The sequence below is a fragment of the Thiofilum flexile DSM 14609 genome, from assembly GCF_000380185.1.
In the GTDB taxonomy this organism is placed as follows: Bacteria; Pseudomonadota; Gammaproteobacteria; order Thiotrichales; family Thiotrichaceae; genus Thiofilum; species Thiofilum flexile.
In genome coordinates this window covers 1-20222 of the sequence record NZ_KB904765.1, presented here as the reverse complement: position 1 = coordinate 20222, position 20222 = coordinate 1, and the positions used below count along the sequence as shown (strand labels likewise).

At 43.2% G+C, this 20222-nt stretch carries 18 protein-coding genes; 10 read left to right on the top strand and 8 right to left on the bottom strand.

What is annotated here, in order from left to right; translation table 11 throughout:
* Positions 1-27: 27 nt before the first annotated feature.
* The 10 genes from A3IK_RS0109080 to A3IK_RS20285 all read left to right on the top strand — a co-directional run bounded on the left by A3IK_RS0109080 (position 28) and on the right by A3IK_RS20285 (position 10400).
* Positions 28-666, top strand: a complete 639-nt coding sequence (locus A3IK_RS0109080; RefSeq protein WP_020559672.1) for a phosphoribosylanthranilate isomerase — start codon at positions 28-30, stop codon at positions 664-666.
* Positions 663-1550: an acetyl-CoA carboxylase, carboxyltransferase subunit beta gene (gene accD, locus A3IK_RS0109075; protein ID WP_020559671.1), complete on the top strand. Its 888-nt coding sequence runs from the start codon at positions 663-665 to the stop codon at positions 1548-1550. The genes A3IK_RS0109080 and accD overlap by 4 nt, the downstream gene beginning before the upstream one ends.
* Positions 1547-2821, top strand: a complete 1275-nt coding sequence (gene folC, locus A3IK_RS0109070) for a bifunctional tetrahydrofolate synthase/dihydrofolate synthase (protein WP_020559670.1) — start codon at positions 1547-1549, stop codon at positions 2819-2821. The genes accD and folC overlap by 4 nt, the downstream gene beginning before the upstream one ends.
* A 63-nt stretch (positions 2822-2884) precedes the next feature.
* The gene (locus A3IK_RS0109065) at positions 2885-4012 is read left to right on the top strand and encodes an SPOR domain-containing protein (protein ID WP_020559669.1); all 1128 of its coding nucleotides are present in this window, start codon (positions 2885-2887) and stop codon (positions 4010-4012) included.
* A gap of 13 nt (positions 4013-4025) precedes the next feature.
* Entirely contained in the window at positions 4026-4559 is a 534-nt protein-coding gene (locus tag A3IK_RS18995) for a CvpA family protein (protein WP_020559668.1), read from the top strand.
* A gap of 111 nt (positions 4560-4670) precedes the next feature.
* Entirely contained in the window at positions 4671-6176 is a 1506-nt protein-coding gene (gene purF / locus A3IK_RS0109055) for an amidophosphoribosyltransferase (RefSeq protein WP_020559667.1), read from the top strand.
* 22 nt (positions 6177-6198) lie between these two features.
* Entirely contained in the window at positions 6199-6804 is a 606-nt protein-coding gene (locus tag A3IK_RS0109050) for a L,D-transpeptidase (RefSeq protein ID WP_020559666.1), read from the top strand.
* A 178-nt stretch (positions 6805-6982) separates the two neighbouring features.
* Positions 6983-8155: an O-succinylhomoserine sulfhydrylase gene (locus A3IK_RS0109045; protein WP_020559665.1), complete on the top strand. Its 1173-nt coding sequence runs from the start codon at positions 6983-6985 to the stop codon at positions 8153-8155.
* 18 nt (positions 8156-8173) lie between these two features.
* Positions 8174-9001 carry a ferritin-like domain-containing protein gene (locus tag A3IK_RS0109040; RefSeq protein WP_040848965.1) on the top strand — a complete coding sequence of 276 codons (828 nt, stop codon included), beginning with the start codon at positions 8174-8176 and terminating at the stop codon, positions 8999-9001.
* A 295-nt stretch (positions 9002-9296) separates the two neighbouring features.
* Positions 9297-10400: a lytic transglycosylase gene (locus tag A3IK_RS20285; RefSeq protein WP_020559663.1), complete on the top strand. Its 1104-nt coding sequence runs from the start codon at positions 9297-9299 to the stop codon at positions 10398-10400.
* A 50-nt stretch (positions 10401-10450) separates the two neighbouring features.
* On the opposite strand, the gene ettA is transcribed toward A3IK_RS20285, so the two are convergent.
* The 8 genes from ettA to A3IK_RS18980 form a co-directional block, all read right to left on the bottom strand.
* Complete coding sequence (gene ettA / locus A3IK_RS0109030) at positions 10451-12115, bottom strand: energy-dependent translational throttle protein EttA (protein ID WP_020559662.1); 1665 nt, start codon at positions 12113-12115, stop codon at positions 10451-10453.
* A 96-nt stretch (positions 12116-12211) separates the two neighbouring features.
* The gene (locus tag A3IK_RS0109025; protein WP_020559661.1) at positions 12212-12568 is read right to left on the bottom strand and encodes a hypothetical protein; all 357 of its coding nucleotides are present in this window, start codon (positions 12566-12568) and stop codon (positions 12212-12214) included.
* A gap of 114 nt (positions 12569-12682) precedes the next feature.
* Positions 12683-13711 (bottom strand): MraY family glycosyltransferase, encoded by a 1029-nt coding sequence (locus A3IK_RS0109020; RefSeq protein ID WP_026220893.1) that lies wholly within the window; start codon positions 13709-13711, stop codon positions 12683-12685.
* Between the two features lie 9 nt (positions 13712-13720).
* Positions 13721-14428 carry an NAD-dependent epimerase/dehydratase family protein gene (locus A3IK_RS0109015; RefSeq protein ID WP_020559659.1) on the bottom strand — a complete coding sequence of 236 codons (708 nt, stop codon included), beginning with the start codon at positions 14426-14428 and terminating at the stop codon, positions 13721-13723.
* A gap of 16 nt (positions 14429-14444) precedes the next feature.
* A complete protein-coding gene (locus A3IK_RS18985) occupies positions 14445-15440 on the bottom strand; it encodes a glycosyltransferase family 2 protein (protein ID WP_020559658.1) in 996 nt (331 codons plus the stop codon).
* Positions 15437-16543 (bottom strand): glycosyltransferase family protein, encoded by a 1107-nt coding sequence (locus tag A3IK_RS0109005; RefSeq protein WP_020559657.1) that lies wholly within the window; start codon positions 16541-16543, stop codon positions 15437-15439. The genes A3IK_RS18985 and A3IK_RS0109005 overlap by 4 nt, the downstream gene beginning before the upstream one ends.
* Positions 16543-17637, bottom strand: a complete 1095-nt coding sequence (wecB, locus tag A3IK_RS0109000; RefSeq protein ID WP_020559656.1) for a non-hydrolyzing UDP-N-acetylglucosamine 2-epimerase — start codon at positions 17635-17637, stop codon at positions 16543-16545. Before wecB ends, A3IK_RS0109005 begins: the two co-directional genes overlap by 1 nt.
* Before the next feature lie 309 nt (positions 17638-17946).
* Positions 17947-20222 (bottom strand): glycosyltransferase (locus tag A3IK_RS18980; protein WP_020559655.1); only part of this gene is annotated, 2276 nt, incomplete at its 5' end.

The following is a 20222-nucleotide window of genomic DNA, read 5'->3' as shown; positions in this document are numbered from 1 at the left end:
CTTTCTTTTTAAGTAAGGAAGCGGTTTGTGCGTTGTCGAGTGAAGGTCTGTGGTATTACCTCGATTGCTGATGCGCTGATGGTAAGCCATGCGGGTGCAGATGCCATAGGATTAATGTTTTATGCTAAAAGTCCACGCAATCTAAGCCTTGAACAAGCAAGAGCCATTAGCCACGCGCTACCTCCTTTTGTGACACGAGTAGGCTTATTTCTGGATGCAGAACCAGAATTTATTACTACGGTATTAGATCAAGTGACACTGGATGTGGTGCAGTTTCATGGCAAGGAAAGTGCCGAGTTTTGCCGTGCTTTTGGGCGGCCTTATATTAAAGCCTTGGGAATGCTGGAGCAGAATTTCTATGATTTAGCGCGTGACTATCCAGATGCACAGGGTTTACTGGTAGATAGTCATGCTCCAGGGGCAGCAGGCGGCACGGGTAAAACCTTTGATTGGACACAGTTACCTCATGATTATCCACAAGCGCTCATTTTAGCCGGTGGGTTAACCGCAAATAATGTCTATCAAGCGCTTAAAACCACGCGGGTTTATGCCATCGATGTGAGTAGTGGAGTAGAATCAGCACCAGGCGTTAAAGATCCCATCAAAGTAACAGCGTTACTCAATGAGGTAAAGCGTGTTGAATGCGAGCAAGGAAATAAAGCATGAGCTGGTTTGAAAAATTATTACCATCGCGTATTCGTACTGAAAAATCGAATACCAAAAAATCGATTCCCGAAGGCTTATGGCAACAGTGTTCAGCCTGTCACTCGATTTTATACGGGAGTGAGTTAGAGCGGAATAATGAGGTGTGCCCTAAGTGTGGTCACCATATGCGTATTAATGCGCGGCATCGGTTAGAGGTGTTTTTAGACACTAATGGACGAGAAGAGATTGGCGCGACCGTTACACCTGTTGATATTTTAGGCTTTAAGGATACTAAACGTTATAAAGACCGCTTAGCCGGAGCACAAAAGGAAACAGGCGAAAAAGACGCTTTAATCGTTATGAAAGGTGCAGTATTAGGTGTGCCCTTAGTCGCCGCTGCTTTTGATTTCCGCTTTATGGGCGGGTCTATGGGGTCGGTGGTAGGCGAGCGTTTTGTGCGCGGGGTGAATGCTGCTATAGAGGCTAATGTACCGTTTATATGCTTTGCCGCTAGTGGGGGCGCACGGATGCAAGAGGCCTTGTTTTCTCTGATGCAAATGGCTAAAACCAGTGCCGCCTTGACTCGTTTAGCCGAAAAAGGCTTACCTTTTATTTCAGTACTCACCGATCCTACCTTAGGTGGGGTATCGGCTAGTTTTGCTATGTTAGGTGATATTCATATTGCTGAGCCAAAGGCATTGGTGGGGTTTGCAGGCCCTCGCGTGATTGAGCAGACCGTGCGTGAGAAATTACCAGATGGTTTTCAGCGCAGTGAGTTTTTATTGGAGAAGGGTGCAATTGATATGATTGTAGAGCGCAATCAGATGCGCGAAACCATTGCTGATTTGCTGACTTTACTGCAACATCAGCAAAAACCGCTGCTAGCTACTGAGGCGGCTGCTTGAAAACATTAGCAGACTGGTTGGCTTGGCAGGAGTCGCAACCTAGGGCAGCGATTCAATTGGGCTTAGAGCGCGTGGCAGAGGTGGCTACTCGGTTAGGGCTAAGTGATTTACCGTTTCCAGTGATTACGGTCGCGGGTACGAATGGCAAAGGCTCGACTTGTGCCATGTTGACTGCTTGCTTAGTCGCTGCGGGCTATCAAGTGGGGACTTATACCTCGCCTCATATTCAAGCCTATAATGAGCGTATTGCCTTGAATGGTCATCCAGCTTCTGATGCCTTGATTGTTGAGGCATTTGAGGCCATCGAGGCAGCACGCGGTGAGATCCATTTAACCTATTTTGAGTTTGGAACCCTTGCGGCGGTGTATTGTTTTGTACAGCAGTCGGTGGATATTGCGGTATTAGAGGTGGGGCTAGGGGGGCGCTTAGATGCAGTCAATATCTGGGATGCTGAAATCGCTATTGTGACGAGCATAGGCATTGATCATGTGGAATGGTTAGGCTCTGACCGCGAGAGTATTGGTGCAGAAAAGGCTGCTATTGCACGTCAAGGTAAGTATTTAATCAGTGGCGATCCTAATCCTCCTGCCTCTATTCAAAAGACAGCCAACGCTAAGGGTGCTTTAGTACTACAATATGGAGCTGATTTTAAGGTTTTACAAACCACAGCGCAGGACTTTAGGCTTAGCACACCGCAAGGAATAGAGTATTATCCCCTGCCTGCCTTATTAGGCGAGGTGCAACAGCTTAATGCGGCGCTAGTCATTATGGCTTTACAACGATTAGGCGTGACGACTGAAGTTAAGGTGGGTTTAGAACCTATACGTCAGGGATTGCGACAAGTACAGTTAATGGGGCGTTTGCAACCAGTATCCGTGCAACCTCCCATCTGGATTGATGTAGCGCATAATGGTCATGCTGCTCAGTCTTTAGCGAGTTGGCTTAAAACACCAACATTTGCAGGCCAGACACATGCCGTTTTTTCTATACTAGCGGATAAAGATTTAGTAGAGGTGGCAAATACCTTAGCTCAGGTAATTAATACGTGGCATGTATTTGCATTAGTAGATAAGCGGGCTTTACCGCTGAATGAGTTAGTGGATACTTTAGAAAAAGTGAATCCGAATGCAGTGATTTATGCTTATTCTGATTTAGCATCTGCGTTAAAAGGTGCTATAAATCAGTGCAACACGCGAGATAGAGTAGTGGCATTCGGCTCTTTTCTGGTAGTATCGGGCGTACTAAAACATTTCTCTCCCAATACTCTATAAGTATGGGTTGGGTGTTAAATTAATCACATTTAGAATGTCGTAGGTAAAGGAGTATTGGGACAAATGGATAATAAGTCTACAACCAAACGTATGATTGGCGCAGTAGTGCTAGTGTTAATTGCAGCATTATTGTTAGCTTGGCTTTTAAAGGGTAAAAACCCTAAACAGGAACAAGACCAAGTTGCTACCGCACAACAAACGCAACAAGTGCAACCTATTAGTGGTTTCCCCGGTGTATCTGACCCTAATGCATTACCTCCTGCACCAGATGGTCCTAGCTCACCTCCGGCTTTAGTGGCTGATGCTCAACAAGCAACGGCTACAGCGACAGCAGAGCAATCGACTACGGCAGCACCTAATGCAGATCTACAAACGGCGCAAGCACCTACCCCTGATAATGTCACTACCTTTGAAATTCGCCCAGAAACTCGTAATGCGATTGATCAAAATGGTAATGTTGTGGCAGCAACGGGTAGCATGGGGAGTGATGAAACTCAAGCAGCTCCTAGTGATGCAGTCACTAATGTCAATGAAGCAGCGCAAAGCCAAACAGCTAGCACAGAAACCCAGCCAGAAGCTCAAACAGAGAGCACGGCTGCGGTTGCAAGTGGTGTCGCTGCAGGTGTAGCGGCTGCAACAGCGACAGCTAGCAAAGGTAGTGCAGAAACAACGCAAGCCAGCAAGTCTACTTCTACTAAGGAAGTCGTCGTTGCTAAACCTAGTAGCACAGCGACTAGTCCTAGCACAAAAACGGTTGTGCTAACTTCTACCACGACTACTAAAGCCGCTCAACCTCGTTTGGTGAATGAGCGCCCAGTACCTGAGGTTAGCTCTAGAACACAAACAGTTAGCGTGGCAAGTAACGCTAAATCAAGCACTTCAACCTCAACAGCTAGCGCTCAAAAAGCATCAGCAGGCAGTGTCGATGCGGCTAAACGTAATGGTTATGTGATTCAAGTATTGGCAACAGCCGATCGCACTAAGGCGGATACCATTCGCCAAACGATTGCGACCGATGGCTATCCTGCCTTTATTGCTCAAGGTGTAGCAAATGGTAAGCGTGTGTATCGGGTGCGTATTGGTACCTATAAAGCTAAATCCGATGCTGTCACCGTACAGTCACGTATGAAAGCACGTTATGGGCAAAACCAACTGGTACAAAACAGCTTTGTAACGAATAACAACAACTAGAAAATACTATTTAATGGAAATAACAGCGGGTTTACTAGATGCGGGCATTATTGCCCTCATTCTAGTGTCCACCATCATTGGTTTAGCAAGGGGGTTTATTAGAGAAGCCTTTTCTCTAATAAGCTGGTTGGCAGCGATGGCATTTACAGCACTTTATTTTCAACAAGTCGCTGATTTGTTGCCGTTTAAAGGTTTAAGTAATGTCGCTCGGATTGGCGTTGCTGCTGCCATTATTTTTTTCTGTGTGTTACTGGTAGGCGCGATTATAAGCTATACCTTTAAAGTAGGCTTTGCAGCGATTGGTTTAGGCTGGATAGATCACTTTTTAGGAATGGCAGTAGGCTTAATTCGAGGTTTAATCATCATTATTCTGCTCGTGGTATTAGCCGATGTGGCAGCTGTGACAGATAAACCTTGGTGGAAGGAGTCGGCCTTAGTACCTAAATTTCAAGAAACCGCCGCGCAGGCAAAGCTGTTTGTGGTTGAAAAGATTTCCCCTTATATGGAAAAGCTTTCAATTTCACCTGACAACCCTGTAGGAGAGTAAATTTAGGCCAGTAGCAAGTTATCTTATCACAGCCATGCATTCTGCATGGCTGTTTTGTTTTGGTGGGTTTAAAATACTCGCTTCATTTCGTTTCTCGGCAAAGGCAAGCACATGTGCGGAATTATTGGGATAGTGGGGCAGGATCTGGTCAATCAGGCGCTCTATGATGGTTTAACCGTATTACAACACCGAGGACAAGATGCAGCAGGCATCGTAACTAGTGATGGGCGGCGGCTATATTCACGTCGCGATAATGGCATGGTCAAGGATGTGTTCCAAGAGCAACACATGCGGGCAATGATAGGGCATATGGGGATTGGGCATGTGCGTTATCCTACTGCAGGATCCTCTTCTTCAGCAGAAGCACAGCCCTTTTATGTCAATAGCCCCTATGGTATTGCCCTAGGACATAATGGTAATTTAACCAATGCCGCTGAGCTAAGACGCGGGCTTTATCTACAAGATCAGCGGCAAATTAACACCGAATCCGACTCCGAGATTCTATTAAATATCTTTGCTCAAGAGCTACAGCGTGAAAATGCTATGCACGTCATGCCCGATAATATTTTTTCGGCTATTGCACGGGTGCATGAGCGTTGTCGCGGTGCCTATGCGGTAGTAGCAATGCTCACCCGTGATGGCTTGGTGGGTTTTCGTGATCCGAATGGTATTCGCCCGCTAGTGTATGGGGTGCGTGATACCGAGCACGGTAAAGAGTATATGCTGGCCTCTGAGAGTGTGGCGCTGGATGTCTTAGGCTTTAGACTGATTCGTGATATTGAGCCGGGTGAGGCGATTTTTATTACGGCTGATGGCAAAGTCTTTACCCGTCAATGTGCTAAAAACCCTCAATACCGCACCTGTATCTTTGAATATGTCTATTTTGCCCGCCCCGATTCGATTATTGATAATGTGTTTGTGCATAAAGCCCGCATGCGGATGGGGATTTTCATGGCACAACGCTTATTAGAAGTGTGGCCTGATCATGATATTGATGTGGTCATACCCATTCCCGATACTAGCCGTACCGCCGCGCAAGAAATGGCTTATACCTTAAATGTGCCCTACCGTGAAGGCTTTATGAAGAATCGTTATATTGGACGTACTTTCATTATGCCCGGACAACAATTACGTCGTCGCTCGGTACGTCAGAAATTGAATGCTTTAGATATTGAGTTTAAAGGTAAAAACGTACTACTCGTGGATGATTCCATCGTGCGGGGAACCACGTCCGAAGAAATCGTTCAAATGGCTAGAGATGCAGGCGCGAAACGAGTTTACTTTGCTTCAGCTTCGCCTCCGGTACGTTATCCTAATATCTATGGCATCGATATGCCTGCTGCAAAGGAATTGATTGCTCATGAACGCACGGAAGAAGAGGTGGCAAGAGCTATCGGGGTGGATCGTCTATTTTATCTGAAATTAGAGGATCTCATACAATCTATTCAAAAGGGCAATAACCGTTTAAAGCACTTCGACTGCTCCGTGTTTACTGGGGAGTATGTGACAGGTGATGAGAGCGAGTATTTTGCCGAGGCTGAGGCTAATCGTAATGATGCACAAAAACGTAAACGTGAACAAGCTACCACGGCTATCGATATTATGGATAGCCGCTAGTCTGAGTATAGGGAGCGTGGCAATGGCGGAGAGTATTCCCTTGACTATACCACCTTTAGCGGAGTCGGCACCCGGAGCACAGGGGGGCTTTGGTTCAGTGTTACAGGATCTAGCCCGTCGTTTTCCTCAATATCCACGTGATACGGTGGTATTGATTGATGCGACCAGTCAGGAGTTGATTTTGATTCGTCACGGACAAGAAGCGGGGCGCTGGACGATTTCAACGGCTGAGGCCGGATTAGGCAGTAAAAAGGGTAGTAATCAAACACCTTTAGGGGTGCATCGTATTGCAACTAAAATTGGAGCCAATGCTCCTTTAGGTACTGTCTTTAAAGCACGGGCGAATAGTGGTCGCATTGCCCGTATTCTCACCGCACCCGGCGCACGTAGTGGCGAGGATAATGTGACAACCCGTATTTTGTGGTTGGATGGTTTAGAGCCGGGATTAAATAAAGGTGGTAATGTTGACTCTAAAGAGCGCTTTATTTATATCCATGGTACGGATGAAGAAGGACGCTTAGGTGCTCCCGCTTCTCATGGTTGTATTCGGATGCGGAATCAAGAGGTGGTCGATCTATTTAATCAAGTCGATAAAGATACCTTGGTGGTCATCGCACAAAGGAAATAATACTTAACTGAGTCACTATCAAGGTGTAGTATAAGCGCCTTGATAGACGCGCCGATTTGCATTCTGCTTGCGGGCGCTTAATAAGTGCAGCTAAAGGGTTAATATGCTTTCTTTAGCCTGCCCATGCAGGTTTTTTTATGCCTGTGAGTTTTACCCCTATGTGGAGGCTTAACTGACTATGATAAATGAATGGGATTTTGCCACCCTAGCCATTCGCGCTGGGCATGAGCGTACTGAAGAAGGAGAGCATTCAGAGGCTATCTTTCCGACCTCTAGTTTTGTATTTAAATCCGCCGCTGAAGCGGCTGCCCGCTTTGCTAATGAAGTGCCGGGTAATATTTATTCACGCATGACGAATCCTACCGTGCGCTATTTCCAAGAGCGTTTAGCCGCACTAGAAGGGGGAGAGAGTTGTGTGGCGACCAGTTCAGGCATGGCGGCGATTTTGGCGGTCATGTTAGGGGTATTGAAAGCAGGGGATCATGTTGTCTGCTCGCGTTCGGTATTCGGTACGACCACGGTATTACTACAAAACTATATGACTCGTTTTAATGTGAGTGTGACCTTTGTCAATCTCACAAATTTAGAGGCATGGGAACAAGCGATTCAGCCCAATACGCGTTTATTATTTGCCGAAACACCGGCGAATCCTTTAACCGAAATAGTTGATATTCGAGCGCTTGCCGATATAGCCCATCGTCATAATGCGCTCTTAGTGATTGATAATTGCTTTTGTACTCCAGCCTTGCAGCGTCCACTCGAACTCGGTGCCGATATTGTGGTACATGCAGCCACCAAATATTTAGATGGGCAAGGTCGCGCTTTAGGTGGTGCGGTTGTGGGTGATAAAGAGCGGGTGGGTAAGGATGTGTTTGGGGTATTGCGTTCGGGGGGTGTTGCGATGAGTCCCTTTAATGCGTGGATTTTCCTCAAAGGCTTAGAAACGCTCGCTATCCGTATGAAGGCACATGGTGAAAATGCACAAGCGTTAGCTGAGTGGCTCACTACTCAAAATAAGGTCGCTAAAGTGTATTATCCGGGCTTGAGTACGCATCCCCAGCATGAGCTAGCTAAACGTCAACAGTCCGGTTTTGGGGGCATAGTGTCGTTTGTGGTGCAGGGTGGGCGCGAGGCGGCATGGAAAGTGATTGATGCTACCGAGTTTTGTTCGATCACGGCTAATCTTGGAGATACCAAGACCACTATTACCCATCCAGCCACCACCACACACGGGCGTCTCACCCCAGAGCAGCGTGAACTCAGTGGAATTGAGGAGGGGTTAATACGGGTATCTGTGGGGTTGGAGTCGATTCGTGATATTCAAAACGATTTAGCACGAGGCCTAGGTTAATGTAATGCTTAGGTTAGTATGATGAATGTATATGATGGTGCCTATCAGGTACTCCTGCAAACAGACGCTGCGGCTAAAGTAGCCGAGGCCATAGCGCTCTATCAAAACTGGCAACAGGGACATTTAACCCGTGATGGTGCGAGTACATTGGTAGAGCGTGTGCCTATCCCCGGACGCCCTCTAAAACCCGACCTCATTTCCCCTACCGCTGTGCAGCAACGCAAATTGAGCACGCTAGAGGGACGTTTAGCCCTCTTGCATGCGGTGGCACATATTGAGTTTAATGCGATTAATTTAGCTCTAGATGCAGTCTATCGCTTTCGTGAGATGCCGGATGCCTATTATGGGGATTGGTTACAAGTGGCAGCAGAAGAGGCACATCATTTTGCCTTGCTTCGGGAGCGTATGGCGACGTTAGGCATGCAGTATGGTGATTTAGCGGCTCATAATGGTTTATGGGATCAAGCCTGCCGTACTGATCAGGATGTGATGATTCGGATGGCGTTAGTGCCACGTGTATTAGAGGCACGGGGATTAGATGTTACACCACCCATGATGCAGCGTTTGCGGGAAGCTAAAGACTTTGCGAGTGTTGAAGTATTAGAGGTGATTTTGCGGGAAGAGGTCGGGCATGTGCGTATAGGCTCGCGCTGGTATCACTATTGCTGTGAGCAGCGCGGTCTAGAGCCAGAGTCTACCTTTAAGCAGTTATTAGGGACTTTACCCACCCCACCTCGTAGCCCCTTTTATACCGCAGGGCGCTTAGAAGCGGGGTTTTCATCAGAAGAATTAGCCATGATGCTGGAGTTAGAGCAACAATGGCTGGCAGAAATCCGCCAACGTTAAAATTAATTCGAGACAGTTCGTCGTTTTAATGCTGGTTTGCGCGGAAGCTTCAGTAAAATACGGTATGATTAGAGCACACACCAGTTCTATTAGTATTATTAATATCTATAATTTTAAAACTGATTAGAACTTTTTGCATTACCCCTATATATAGGGGAGCTATTTGTTGATGTTGGCTGATGCGCAATAAATCCGCGAGTGCTTTCAAGCAAAGCTAGGTGTGTTTAATTTTCAAGAAAATGAACTCCATTGAGGAGCGCGTTTTCTTTAGCTGTGAGGTCTATGAATGAGACAGATGAGTGCTAGATGGGCAAAAGTAGTGTTAGCGGTGGGAGGGTTAATAACGACCACGGCGACGTTGGCTGAGACGACAACTCAAGCATCGCAAAAGGCGGCAAGTGCTGATACAGTACGCTTTTTTATGAATAATCAAGTCACTAAAAAATATGAGGCCAAGCAAAGTGATCGTGCTTTAGCTGAGTCCATGCCGTTAGGGACTTTTATTATTAATGCCTATTACCCGCCCCGTGCTGCAAAAGCCGAAAAACGTTCTAACTATATTACCCCGCAAACAACCTATGTCACACCGACACCTCGCGCTAGGGTTGTTTTTCCAGCACCGGTTACTACCGCAGTACGGCGGCGTCATACATGTGACCAATATAGCCCTAGCATTTTGCAAGAAAAAGCTAGTATCTATGATCCTATTATTCAATCCGCCTCAAGAACCTATGGGGTGAATCCTAATTTAGTCAAAGCCGTGATTACGGCAGAAACTTGCTTTAGACCGCGTGCGGTATCGCCTAAAGGCGCTAAGGGACTGATGCAGTTAATGCCGGCTACCGCACGGCGTTTTGGGGTGACTCAGCGCGGTGATGCATGGCAAAACGTGCATGGTGGTACTTTATACCTACGCTGGTTATTAAATCGTTATCGTGGCAGTGTCCCGCATGCGGTCGCCGCTTATAACTCTGGTGAGGGTACGGTGGATCGTTATGGGGTGCATGTACCCTATCGTGAAACTCAAAACTATACCCGTCAGGTCTTAAATGCCTATAAAAAGCTAGCTAATCCTCAAGCCTATTATGCTAAGCAACAACAAGCGGTCAACCAACAACGCGCATGGCGTACACCACAGTCCGCTCAAGGACAAGTCTATAATGGTGCCAACCAAACCTTAAGCTGTCGTATGGCTTCACGTCGCTTATATCAAACTACGGATGTGGTGAATAGCCAACACCTGCGGGCGTTTTATTACACCGCTGCTCAAGGCGAAACGATTTATAATGTCGCTTGGCAAACCGGCACTGATGCCGCCCAGATTAGAGCGTTTAATCGCTTAGGCAATGCTCCCTTACGGGAAGGAATGCGGATAAAAGTGGCTCAATGCCAATTTTAGGCGAGATAGAATAGAGGAGCAGGCACTGAGGTCTGCTCCTACATAAGCAATTAAGCTTTTAAGCGCTTGTATTTAATGCGTTGTGGATGCAGTTCATTACCATGACGGCGCTTATAGTCTTCTTCATAATCACTATAATTACCTTCAAACCACGTCACTTGAGAGTCACCCTCAAACGCTAAAATATGCGTCGCAATCCGGTCTAAGAACCAGCGATCATGCGAAATAACGACCGCACAGCCGGGGAAGTTGAGTAGGGCTTCTTCTAAAGCACGTAGGGTTTCAACGTCTAAATCATTGGTTGGCTCATCGAGTAATAATAAATTACCGCCTGATTTCAATAATTTAGCTAAATGTACCCGATTGCGCTCTCCACCGGATAAATCGCCAATACGTTTTTGTTGTGATTCACCTTTAAAATTGAAGCGTCCAATATAAGCCCGTGATTGCAGTTGATAGCCATTGACAGTCATGAGGTCATGTCCATCAGCTATTTCTTGGAATACGGTTTTATTAGGGTCTAGTGCATCACGCGATTGATCCACATACGCAATTTTGACCGTATCGCCTACACGAAACTCACCACTATCGGGTTTTTCTTGCCCCGTAATCATACGGAATAAGGTCGTTTTACCCGCACCATTCGGGCCGATGATACCGACGATTCCACCTTTAGGTAGATTAAAGCTTAAGTCTTCATACAGCACACGATCACCAAAGGCTTTAGCAATATGCTGCGCTTCAATGACTAAATCACCTAAGCGAGGGCCGGGGGCAATATAAATTTCATTGGTCTCAGCGCGTTTTTGGTAGTCGGTAGAAGAGAGTTCTTCAAAGCGTTGCATACGCGCTTTGCTTTTAGCTTGACGGGCTTTAGGATTAGAACGTACCCATTCTAATTCTAATTTCATCGCTTTTTGACGGGTTTGCTCAGACTTTTGCTCTTGGGATAGACGCTTCTCTTTTTGCTCCAACCAAGAGGAGTAATTACCTTCCCAGGGGATACCTTGTCCACGATCTAGCTCTAGAATCCAACCGGCGACATTGTCGAGGAAGTAGCGATCATGGGTAACTGCGACCACAGTACCGGGGAATTCTTGCAAAAACCGCTCTAACCAAGCCACCGATTCCGCATCTAAATGGTTGGTCGGTTCGTCGAGAATCAGCATATCAGGTGCTGAGAGTAGTAAACGACACAAAGCGACGCGGCGTTTTTCACCCCCCGATAGTTTACTCACATCCGCATCCCAAGGGGGGAGGCGCAGAGCATCGGCGGCAACTTCTAAGGTATGCTCTAAATTATGCGCATCGGAGGCTTGCAGAATATTTTCTAAACGCGCTTGTTCTGCGGCGAGGGCATCGAAATCAGCATCCGGTTCTGCATAGGCGGCATAGACTTCATCGAGGCGTTGCTGGGCGTTTTTAATAACGCTTAAGCCTTCCTCAACATTACCGCGTACATCTTTGCTTTCATCGAGCTGAGGCTCTTGAGAGAGGTAACCAATATTAATACCGGGCTGAGGGCGTGCCTCACCGACGATATCCTTATCAATCCCTGCCATAATGCGCAGTAAAGTCGATTTACCCGCACCGTTATAGCCTAAAACACCAATTTTCGCGCCCGGAAAAAAGTTGAGATAAATATCCTTTAAAACAAAACGACTCGGCGGGACAACCTTGCCCACACCGTTCATAGTATAAATATATTGTGCCATTGAGAGGAATCCTTGATTGTGGCTTGTGGGGCGATTATGCCTTAAGCACGGAGCCACAACCAAGTATTAGGAAGGTGAGATTAAATGATAGTTCGCTTATTTCAGCTCCACTGTGACTGACTGATTATTTTTGCAGGCAAAAGCCGCGCTTTTATTAGAGTCACTCGCACCTTTACTGGTTTGAAACGAGACCTTAAGCTGAGTTTTAGCCTCACTTGTGTCGGCTAAATCTAAGGTTTGTGTCCACACAATACTCGGTGGCAGTGGTTTTTGTAGTGTCAGACCATTACGCCATTGACCATCGGTGGTTAGATAGTCGATGCTAATGACATCAACCGTTTCTTTGGTTTTATTGCTAATTTTAGCCTGTAGATTTTTACAAGTATCAGCCTGTGCTACAGATATCGTGTGCGCTATGATTAAACTCATAAGTAATATAATGATTCTTAACATGATTACGTTCCCCTTAAGACATCCGTGCCATGACAGTTTATAGGCTAAACGTAAATCACTTAGCGCCCTAATGCGGTGATATATTTACTATTTATGTAGCTTTAGGATAAACGGTTATAGGGAAGTGACCTCTGGTTTTCCGGCTCCTAGCCGATGGACTAAGAGCAGCAGGGGTGCATAGGCTATTAACACCCAGCCCCAGCCATAAGTAGGGTAAATAACACTCAAAACCGCTAAAGGAGTCAGCCAGATAAGGTTCAGTGCGAGTATGCCTAAGGTCGTTTTAGCATGAGAGTTTAATTGCCAGGTTAAACGTTGATAGGCGTGGCTGCGATGGGCTTCCCACCATCTTTGCCCCGTAACTAAGCGATACAGTAAGGTATAAGTGGTATCCGTAATGAAGTAAGCACCTAAAATCAGCCACGTATAATAACTCAGCCACCCCAAACGAATGGTTAGCAAAGCCAAAAACAAGATCATAAAAGCTGTAAAGGTACTGCCAACATCACCCATGAAAATACGCGCCGGTGCCCAGTTATGCAGTAAAAACCCAAAAATAGCGACGGACAATACCACCATCCAGCGAATAGTAGTGGTATCTTTTAAACTCTCATTATGCCAAACAATTAAACCAGCAGCCGTTAGAAGCATAAAAATAGCTTGGCTTCCCGCTAAACCATCAATGCCATCCATAAAGTTAAATAAATTAATCCACCAGACACCCGCTAATACTAAAAGAGGAAAAAGTAGGGTAGGGGTTAAATCAGTAATCGTACTATAAGGTGGAATTGGCAGGTTTTCTAAAGCCCATAATAATAAAATACAAACCATCACTTGAATACTAAAACGAATTTTAGCCGAGAATGGGCGCATATCATCGATTAAACCTTTAATAGCGATTACTAAACCTAAAGCTAATGAAGCGAGATAAAGTATTTGCGATAAAGGCTGAGTGAGAATCGTCCAAAACCCTAAGGGCAACATGCCAATAACAATACCTAGGCCACCACCATGTGGAGTTTTTTGTACATGCATGGAGCGATGATTGGGGGCATGGAGTAAACTAATATTTTGGGCTTTTTGAGTAATATGGTGAGTCACCCACCATGATAGTATTAATGTAATGATTAATGTAGCAGACATATTGTTATATTAGGTCAAAGGTTGAAAGGGGCGTGGTGAGAAACCAAAATCTAATTGTGCAGTACTATGATCAAATACTAAATCTTGATTCATACGTTGTGCCATATTGGGGGTTAAATCATGGTAACGAGGGATTATACGTAAGCTGGTTAACATTAGCTGTAACACTTTATCAGGAATAGTGACAAAGCGGGGTTTACGATTTAAGGTGCTAAATATTTTAGTGACCATCGCCTGATAGTTTAACGTCTCGCCTCCACTGATATTGTAAGCTTTATTATAACTAGCTTCATTATTTAAAACAGCTAAGCAGGCTAATGCAATATCTTCTGCATGAATGGGCTGTCTTAATCCTTGACCATTGCCTACTAATGGAAAAAAGCCAAAACGTTTTATAAAGCGGGCAATTTGGCTGATATTTTTATCGCGTTGTTGGGCGTAAATTAAAGTAGGGCGCAGCAGTGTCCAATGAATAGATTTTTGAGTGGCAAAATCCGCTAGAGCTTGCTCAGCTTGTAATAGTTTTTGTACTACCTGTTGTTCATAGTGGGAGGTAGAGGCTTGTTTGGTTAAAACGCTAGTAGAGCCAATAGCAATAATTTGTTTGGGGTAGGGAGGGGATAATTGTTGAAGTAGGGGGGGTAAATACCAAAGTGGGGCTAAATGGATGAGGTAATCTATCGGTTTAGAGTGGTTTAAACCACCATTTTGGCTCAAGTCATGAGTGATCCACTCAAGATTGGGTAGGTTTGATAGTCGAGGTGGTTGTCGACTGAGGGCTAGTAGCGAGTGTTGAGGGCAAAGCGGGAGGAGGTAGTGCCCGATTAGGCTGCTGGCTCCGCTGATGAGTATGGTATGCATGAGTCAAGGTTCTCAATCGTTTCAGGCTGTAAACTAACGCAATGCTACTTAGGCGTAGGGCTACACTCAAATTAACCAACCACATCAACGGGCCAGGATATTGGTCGCGAAAGAATTTATGATAAAAACGTAGCATACCTTGGTGTTTATGCCATTCAACACTGAGGGGACGATCTTGACTACAAACCCCCTTGTGATGGGTCAGGCGAGCGCTAGGGACAAAGAGAATGCGATAGTCAGCTTTACGATAACGCATGCAAAGATCAAGGTCTTCACAGTGCAGAAAATAGGCCTGATCCCAACCCCCGATTTGCTCAAAGGTTGATTTTTTCATCAGCATACAAGCACCGGAGATAGCCTCTACTGCTATGGGTTCGGTAGGGAGTGGCTGCTGATGAAGATTAAAGTCTTTGAAGTAGTGTGGCAGTAGTTTAGACAGCCCAAATGCACGGCTGAAGGAGCGCCACGGAGTCGGGACAGAGCGACGCCCACCTGCTTGCTCACTACCATCAGGATTGAGAAGTAGCCCACCAACCATCCCTATATCGGGAGCACTATTGAGCGCTTTGATAAGTTCTGAAAGTGTTTCAGGCTCTAGGCGGCAGTCAGGGTTGAGAAAGAGAAGCAGGTCACTTTGACTAGCTTTAGCACCAATATTGCAAGCCGTGGCAAAGCCTAGATTAGTGGGATTACGGATAATGCGAATATTAGGATGCTGAAGTGTCTTAACGAGGGATAGGCTATTATCGTGTGAGGCATTGTCTACAATGATAATGTCGGTATCGGAAGGCAGTGTTTGAACACAATCACGTAGATAGTGGCCTGCGTTGTAGTTGACGATGATGATGGATAGAGGGAGAGTGTTCAAAATAATAGCCTACAATTATCAAAGCGGTGTTGCCAAGTATTATGGTAAATAAATTGCTCTAATTTTGGATGGTTGGCTTGATATGAGAGTGCTTGATTAATCTGAAAAGACATATCAGCTAAATCATCAACTATAAATACTTCCTCATTGTTTCTTCTATTAAACATTTCGCCAAAGCTAGTAGATAAAATCGGTAATCCTAATGCGCAATATTCATAATACTTGATAGGATCTACTGAGTGAGTAAGTTTATTTTTTTTAAAAGGTATTAGACCTATGTCAAATCTTAACATCGTTTGAACAGCTTCTTTATGCTCTAAGGGTGGTTTTATGTGTACGTTACTAGGAAGCTCAAAGGGTGGACTAGTATAGATTGGTCCTATTATTTCAATAGTATCAAAAGGTCGTAGATTGGCTAAATGTATGAGCCAATCCCAATCGAACCAATCAGCAACAGTACCTATATAGCCCAAAACTTTTGTTGATTTATGAGGTTTAATAGATCGTGTATCTGTGGCTGGCAAAGTGTTAGCGTCTAATGCATTAGGAACAAGCTGAATATCATTACGTATTGTATACCAACTATTATATAACGCTGTTGAGGAGGTAAGTACATAAGATGTTTTTTTTACAATCGCTACCTCTTTCTTTGTCATAGACCATTTAGATATACCACTGTAAAAAGCTGGAAAGTCATCCATTGCATCATAGAAGGAGTGACAGTAATTAAACTTTTTCAGGGTTTGTAAAGCAAGTAAAGAGGGTTTTCCTACGCCTATTATAGATAGGTCTTGTTTGATGAAGCTAGCTATCTTTTTGTTTAGTTCAATCCAGAGTAAATTATTAATAATTCCAGAAAAGGGTATGGGTTCAATAGGGAGGGAAGCAGGTTTTAATATTTGGATTTTAGTAAAATTAATATTAGTGGGAGCATCATTTACTTGCTTATAGTGGTACCAGTCAGTCAGCTTAGGCAGTCTTGTAGGGTAGGGGTCAACCCAAAGAACCTCGCCTTTAGTTTTGGCCTGAAACCAATCAATAAGCTTGTGAGGTCTTTGAGCAAAGCTACTCCAAGGGACTGGTGAAAAATACAAAAGTTGCATTAACTGAAAGATTGTTTAAGTACTGCTACGATACGCTCAGCGCTTTTGCCATCACCATAAGGAGAAACACCTTTTGCCATAGCTTGATAAGCTATTTCATCATCTAATAGATGTTGTGTTTCTTTGACAATCTGTTCATAGCTAGAACCTACTAATTTGACAACACCCATTTCTACAGCTTCAGGGCGCTCCGTCTCCTCCCTTAGAACGAGAACAGGCTTACCTAATGCAGGTGCTTCTTCCTGTACTCCTCCTGAGTCTGTGAGGATTAGATAAGCTTGCTTCATAGCAGCGATAAAAGGTGCATAGTCTAATGGTTCACATAGAGTAAAATTGGGCAATTTATCTAAAAATTGATAAGCAATTTCTTTAATATTCGGATTAGGGTGAACAGGGTAGAGAAATTGAATATGAGGATTACGTTCTGCTAAGGTACGTAATGCACGGCAAATATTGCGGAAGGGTTCACCAAAATTTTCTCTACGATGTGAAGTAACCAAAACTAATTTTTTAGTAGGATCAACGCTAATATTATGCTCTAAATCCTGAGAGGCTGTTATTAGCAGTGCATCAATAACAGTATTACCTGTTACGAAGATTTGAGAGTTAGCTATACCCTCTTTTAGGAGGTTTTGCCGAGAGCTTTCAGTAGGGGCGAAATGCCAGCGAGTTAGTTTTCCTGCTATAACGCGATTAGCCTCTTCAGGAAAGGGGCTTTGTATATCCCAAGTACGTAACCCAGCCTCAACATGCCCAATAGGAATATGATGATAAAAGCAAGCTAAAGCCACGGTCATGACAGTCGTTGTGTCACCTTGAATCAAGACAACATCCGGCTTTTCTGTATGCAAAACATTATCTAGTTCAAACAACAAGCGAGCTGTTAAAGCTGTGAGTGTTTGGTTCGGGCGCATAATATTCAAGTCTATATCAGGATGAATATCAAAAAATTGATTGACTTGATCTAGCATGTGCCGATGTTGGGCTGTTGCAAGAACACGGACGTTTGCCCACGGTTCTTTTTTTAGCGCCATAATGATTGGAGCCATTTTGATGGCTTCGGGGCGCGTACCAATTACACAGAGAATTTTCATATTTTCTTCTTTATTAAAAGTATACCATATTCATCTTAATAAAATAAATCAAAATAAGCCAAATATCTTTATTAAAGTCAATTTTAAACCTAACGACATTGTCATTTTATTGATTTTTTAATGAGTCTAGTATTGAAGTTAATATTGGTGGTTTTTATATAGAATCCATAATTTGTAGAATCCAAAGACCAGCTATATTGCTCAATATCAGATATATAACCAATGACTAACATAAAGCATTCTAACAGACTATAACCTAAGGAATTATGATTGACTGAAATTAATTATTCATTGCTTATTATCAAATAATTATGTTTTTCTATAATGGTGTGCGATCCATTTTCCCCATTTTTTTTCATATATTTCTTTGTTTTTTTCAAAAAGCTTTTGGCGCTGTTTATCATTTAATTTACTAAAAGAAGCTGATAAATGATGGTGAATAAAAACATCTTCTGCGCAAGCAATAGATAGCCCTAATAACTCTACTCTACGGCAATAGTCATCATCTTCAAAAAAACCTAACCCATAGTCCTCGCTAAGTGAGCCACATTTCTCATAAGTATAACGGGACATCATAACACAGAAAAAAGCTGCAGTTTTTAAGGGGTATAGTTGTCCCATTTTATTGAGAGTTAATGAGTGTACTTCGTTCGGCATCTCACTTGGAGTACTATAGGCCGTATTGATTTTAGCTTCATTACCAATGTTATTAGTAATAGGTCCTAGTAATCCTAGATTTGGATTACGCTGAAAATGCCTTAAGAAGGTTAAAAGCCAACCATAAGTAACTATAGTATCATTATTAAGTATAACTAAATAGTCACCTTTTGCTTGTGCTAATCCTATATTATTACCTTTAGCAAAGCCGTAGTTCTCACCATTGAAAATAACTTTCATTTCAGGATGATTAGAGGCAAATTCTTTCAAATAGTTGACTGTACCATCAGTAGATAGGTTATCAACAACAATAATCTCAAAGTTAGGATAGTTAGTACGCTCTATTAAACTATCGAGGCAAGCCTTAGTTAGCTCAAGATTGTTAAAAGTTAAAACAATAATGCTAATAAGTGGGAATTTAATCCTTTCGGTCTGTTGAATTAAATCTTTAGATCGATGAGTCCAAGTTTGTTTTTCTGCAAAATCTCGTCGTTTTATAGTTAGAGTATCGTCTTTATTTAAGAGAATCTGACCTATCATTTGTAAAAATTCATTTGATGTACTAGCTCTTAATACATGACCATCAAATTGTGCTATTTCAGGTAGGTCTACAGATACTACAGGTTTGCCTGCTGATAAATATTCATATATTTTCACTGGGTTTGTGGCTAATGTTAGAGGAATAATTTTAAATGGTAATAGGCATATATCAAAAGTATAGAGATAGTATGGAAGCTTTTGATATTCTACTTCACCAGTAAATACAATATTCGTAATATCTTTAAGTTTTTTCTGAGCATTTATGGTGTCATTGCCAATTAGCAAAATAAGACAATCAGAGTATTTCTGAGCAACCGTTTTTATTAGATCAAGATCAAACCATTCTGCAATAGCACCATAGTAACCGATAATTTTCCTATTCTTAGCATCTATATACATGCTATCAGGACATGATTTAAAGTGATCATAGTCTCCAGCATTACGAATAGTAACTACATTATTATTATATCTGTGAGCAAAATTTGTAAGCCATGCAGAGGAAGTTATCACTAGATCAACACTCTTTAGCATGGTATGTTCGATAGCTAGTAATGAAGGTGAAACATTACCAAATCCTTCATGATGATCCATACAATCATAAATGTGATAACTATTAGGCAATGATTCAATGAGAGGATACCAAAAAGCATGTTGTGCGATAGAAATACTAGAGATAGCACTAAAATCTGCGATAAAACAAGCCATACTCTGTTGTAACATGTGTATAGCCTCTTTCGAGGCCGCTTCATAATAAATACTAGGAGCTGTTTTTATATGAAGTTTTACTTGATAGAGTTCATCCGTAGCATGTAGTCGCTCAATTTGATAGGCTGCTAAGTCAGTATCAATAAAGTGATTTGAAAAGTAGAAAACTCTATATCCTTCTTTAGCTAAGTTTTTAGCTAAGTGTTGGGGACGCTGTATACGAAAATGCCAGTCAATAACAGCAAAAATAAATATATCACGTTTTTCACGTAAAAATAATTTAGTTGGTGATACATGACTATAGTTATTAGTTATTATATATTCATCTTTAGTGGTGATTGCATTTTTGTTTTTATTAGAAAAAGCGAAGGATGTTATATGATTCTTAATCAAAGAAAATTTGTTTTTTATATAAATTTTTTGCTTTAAGCTTAGCGGAAGTTGCGTGAGTATTTTTTGCTTTAATAAATAGCCATTGCGACGTATGGTGTAATTAATGGAATGGTCATTAACTTTCTGTATCCAATCAGACATTTCGAGCAGTTTTTGATGTTTGTAGACAATCTGTTGATCACGCTCTTCAACTACTTGATTAAGGCTAGCAACCTGTTGATCACGCTCTTCAACTATTTGATTAAGGCTATCAATTTTTTGATTGCGTTCTATTAGGGATTGATTAAGGC

Excerpts from the sequence above, each read along its gene's own strand:
- accD (WP_020559671.1), top strand. The coding sequence starts at position 663 with ATGAGCTGGTTTGAAAAATTATTACCATCGCGTATTCGTACTGAAAAA.
- A3IK_RS0109065 (WP_020559669.1), top strand. The coding sequence starts at position 2,885 with ATGGATAATAAGTCTACAACCAAACGTATGATTGGCGCAGTAGTGCTA.
- A3IK_RS18995 (WP_020559668.1), top strand. The coding sequence starts at position 4,026 with ATGGAAATAACAGCGGGTTTACTAGATGCGGGCATTATTGCCCTCATT.
- purF (WP_020559667.1), top strand. The coding sequence starts at position 4,671 with ATGTGCGGAATTATTGGGATAGTGGGGCAGGATCTGGTCAATCAGGCG.
- A3IK_RS0109050 (WP_020559666.1), top strand. The coding sequence starts at position 6,199 with ATGGCGGAGAGTATTCCCTTGACTATACCACCTTTAGCGGAGTCGGCA.
- A3IK_RS0109045 (WP_020559665.1), top strand. The coding sequence starts at position 6,983 with ATGATAAATGAATGGGATTTTGCCACCCTAGCCATTCGCGCTGGGCAT.
- A3IK_RS0109040 (WP_040848965.1), top strand. The coding sequence starts at position 8,174 with ATGATGAATGTATATGATGGTGCCTATCAGGTACTCCTGCAAACAGAC.
- A3IK_RS20285 (WP_020559663.1), top strand. The coding sequence starts at position 9,297 with ATGAGTGCTAGATGGGCAAAAGTAGTGTTAGCGGTGGGAGGGTTAATA.
- ettA (WP_020559662.1), bottom strand. The coding sequence starts at position 12,115 with ATGGCACAATATATTTATACTATGAACGGTGTGGGCAAGGTTGTCCCG.
- A3IK_RS0109025 (WP_020559661.1), bottom strand. The coding sequence starts at position 12,568 with ATGTTAAGAATCATTATATTACTTATGAGTTTAATCATAGCGCACACG.
- A3IK_RS0109020 (WP_026220893.1), bottom strand. The coding sequence starts at position 13,711 with ATGTCTGCTACATTAATCATTACATTAATACTATCATGGTGGGTGACT.
- A3IK_RS0109005 (WP_020559657.1), bottom strand. The coding sequence starts at position 16,543 with ATGCAACTTTTGTATTTTTCACCAGTCCCTTGGAGTAGCTTTGCTCAA.
- wecB (WP_020559656.1), bottom strand. The coding sequence starts at position 17,637 with ATGAAAATTCTCTGTGTAATTGGTACGCGCCCCGAAGCCATCAAAATG.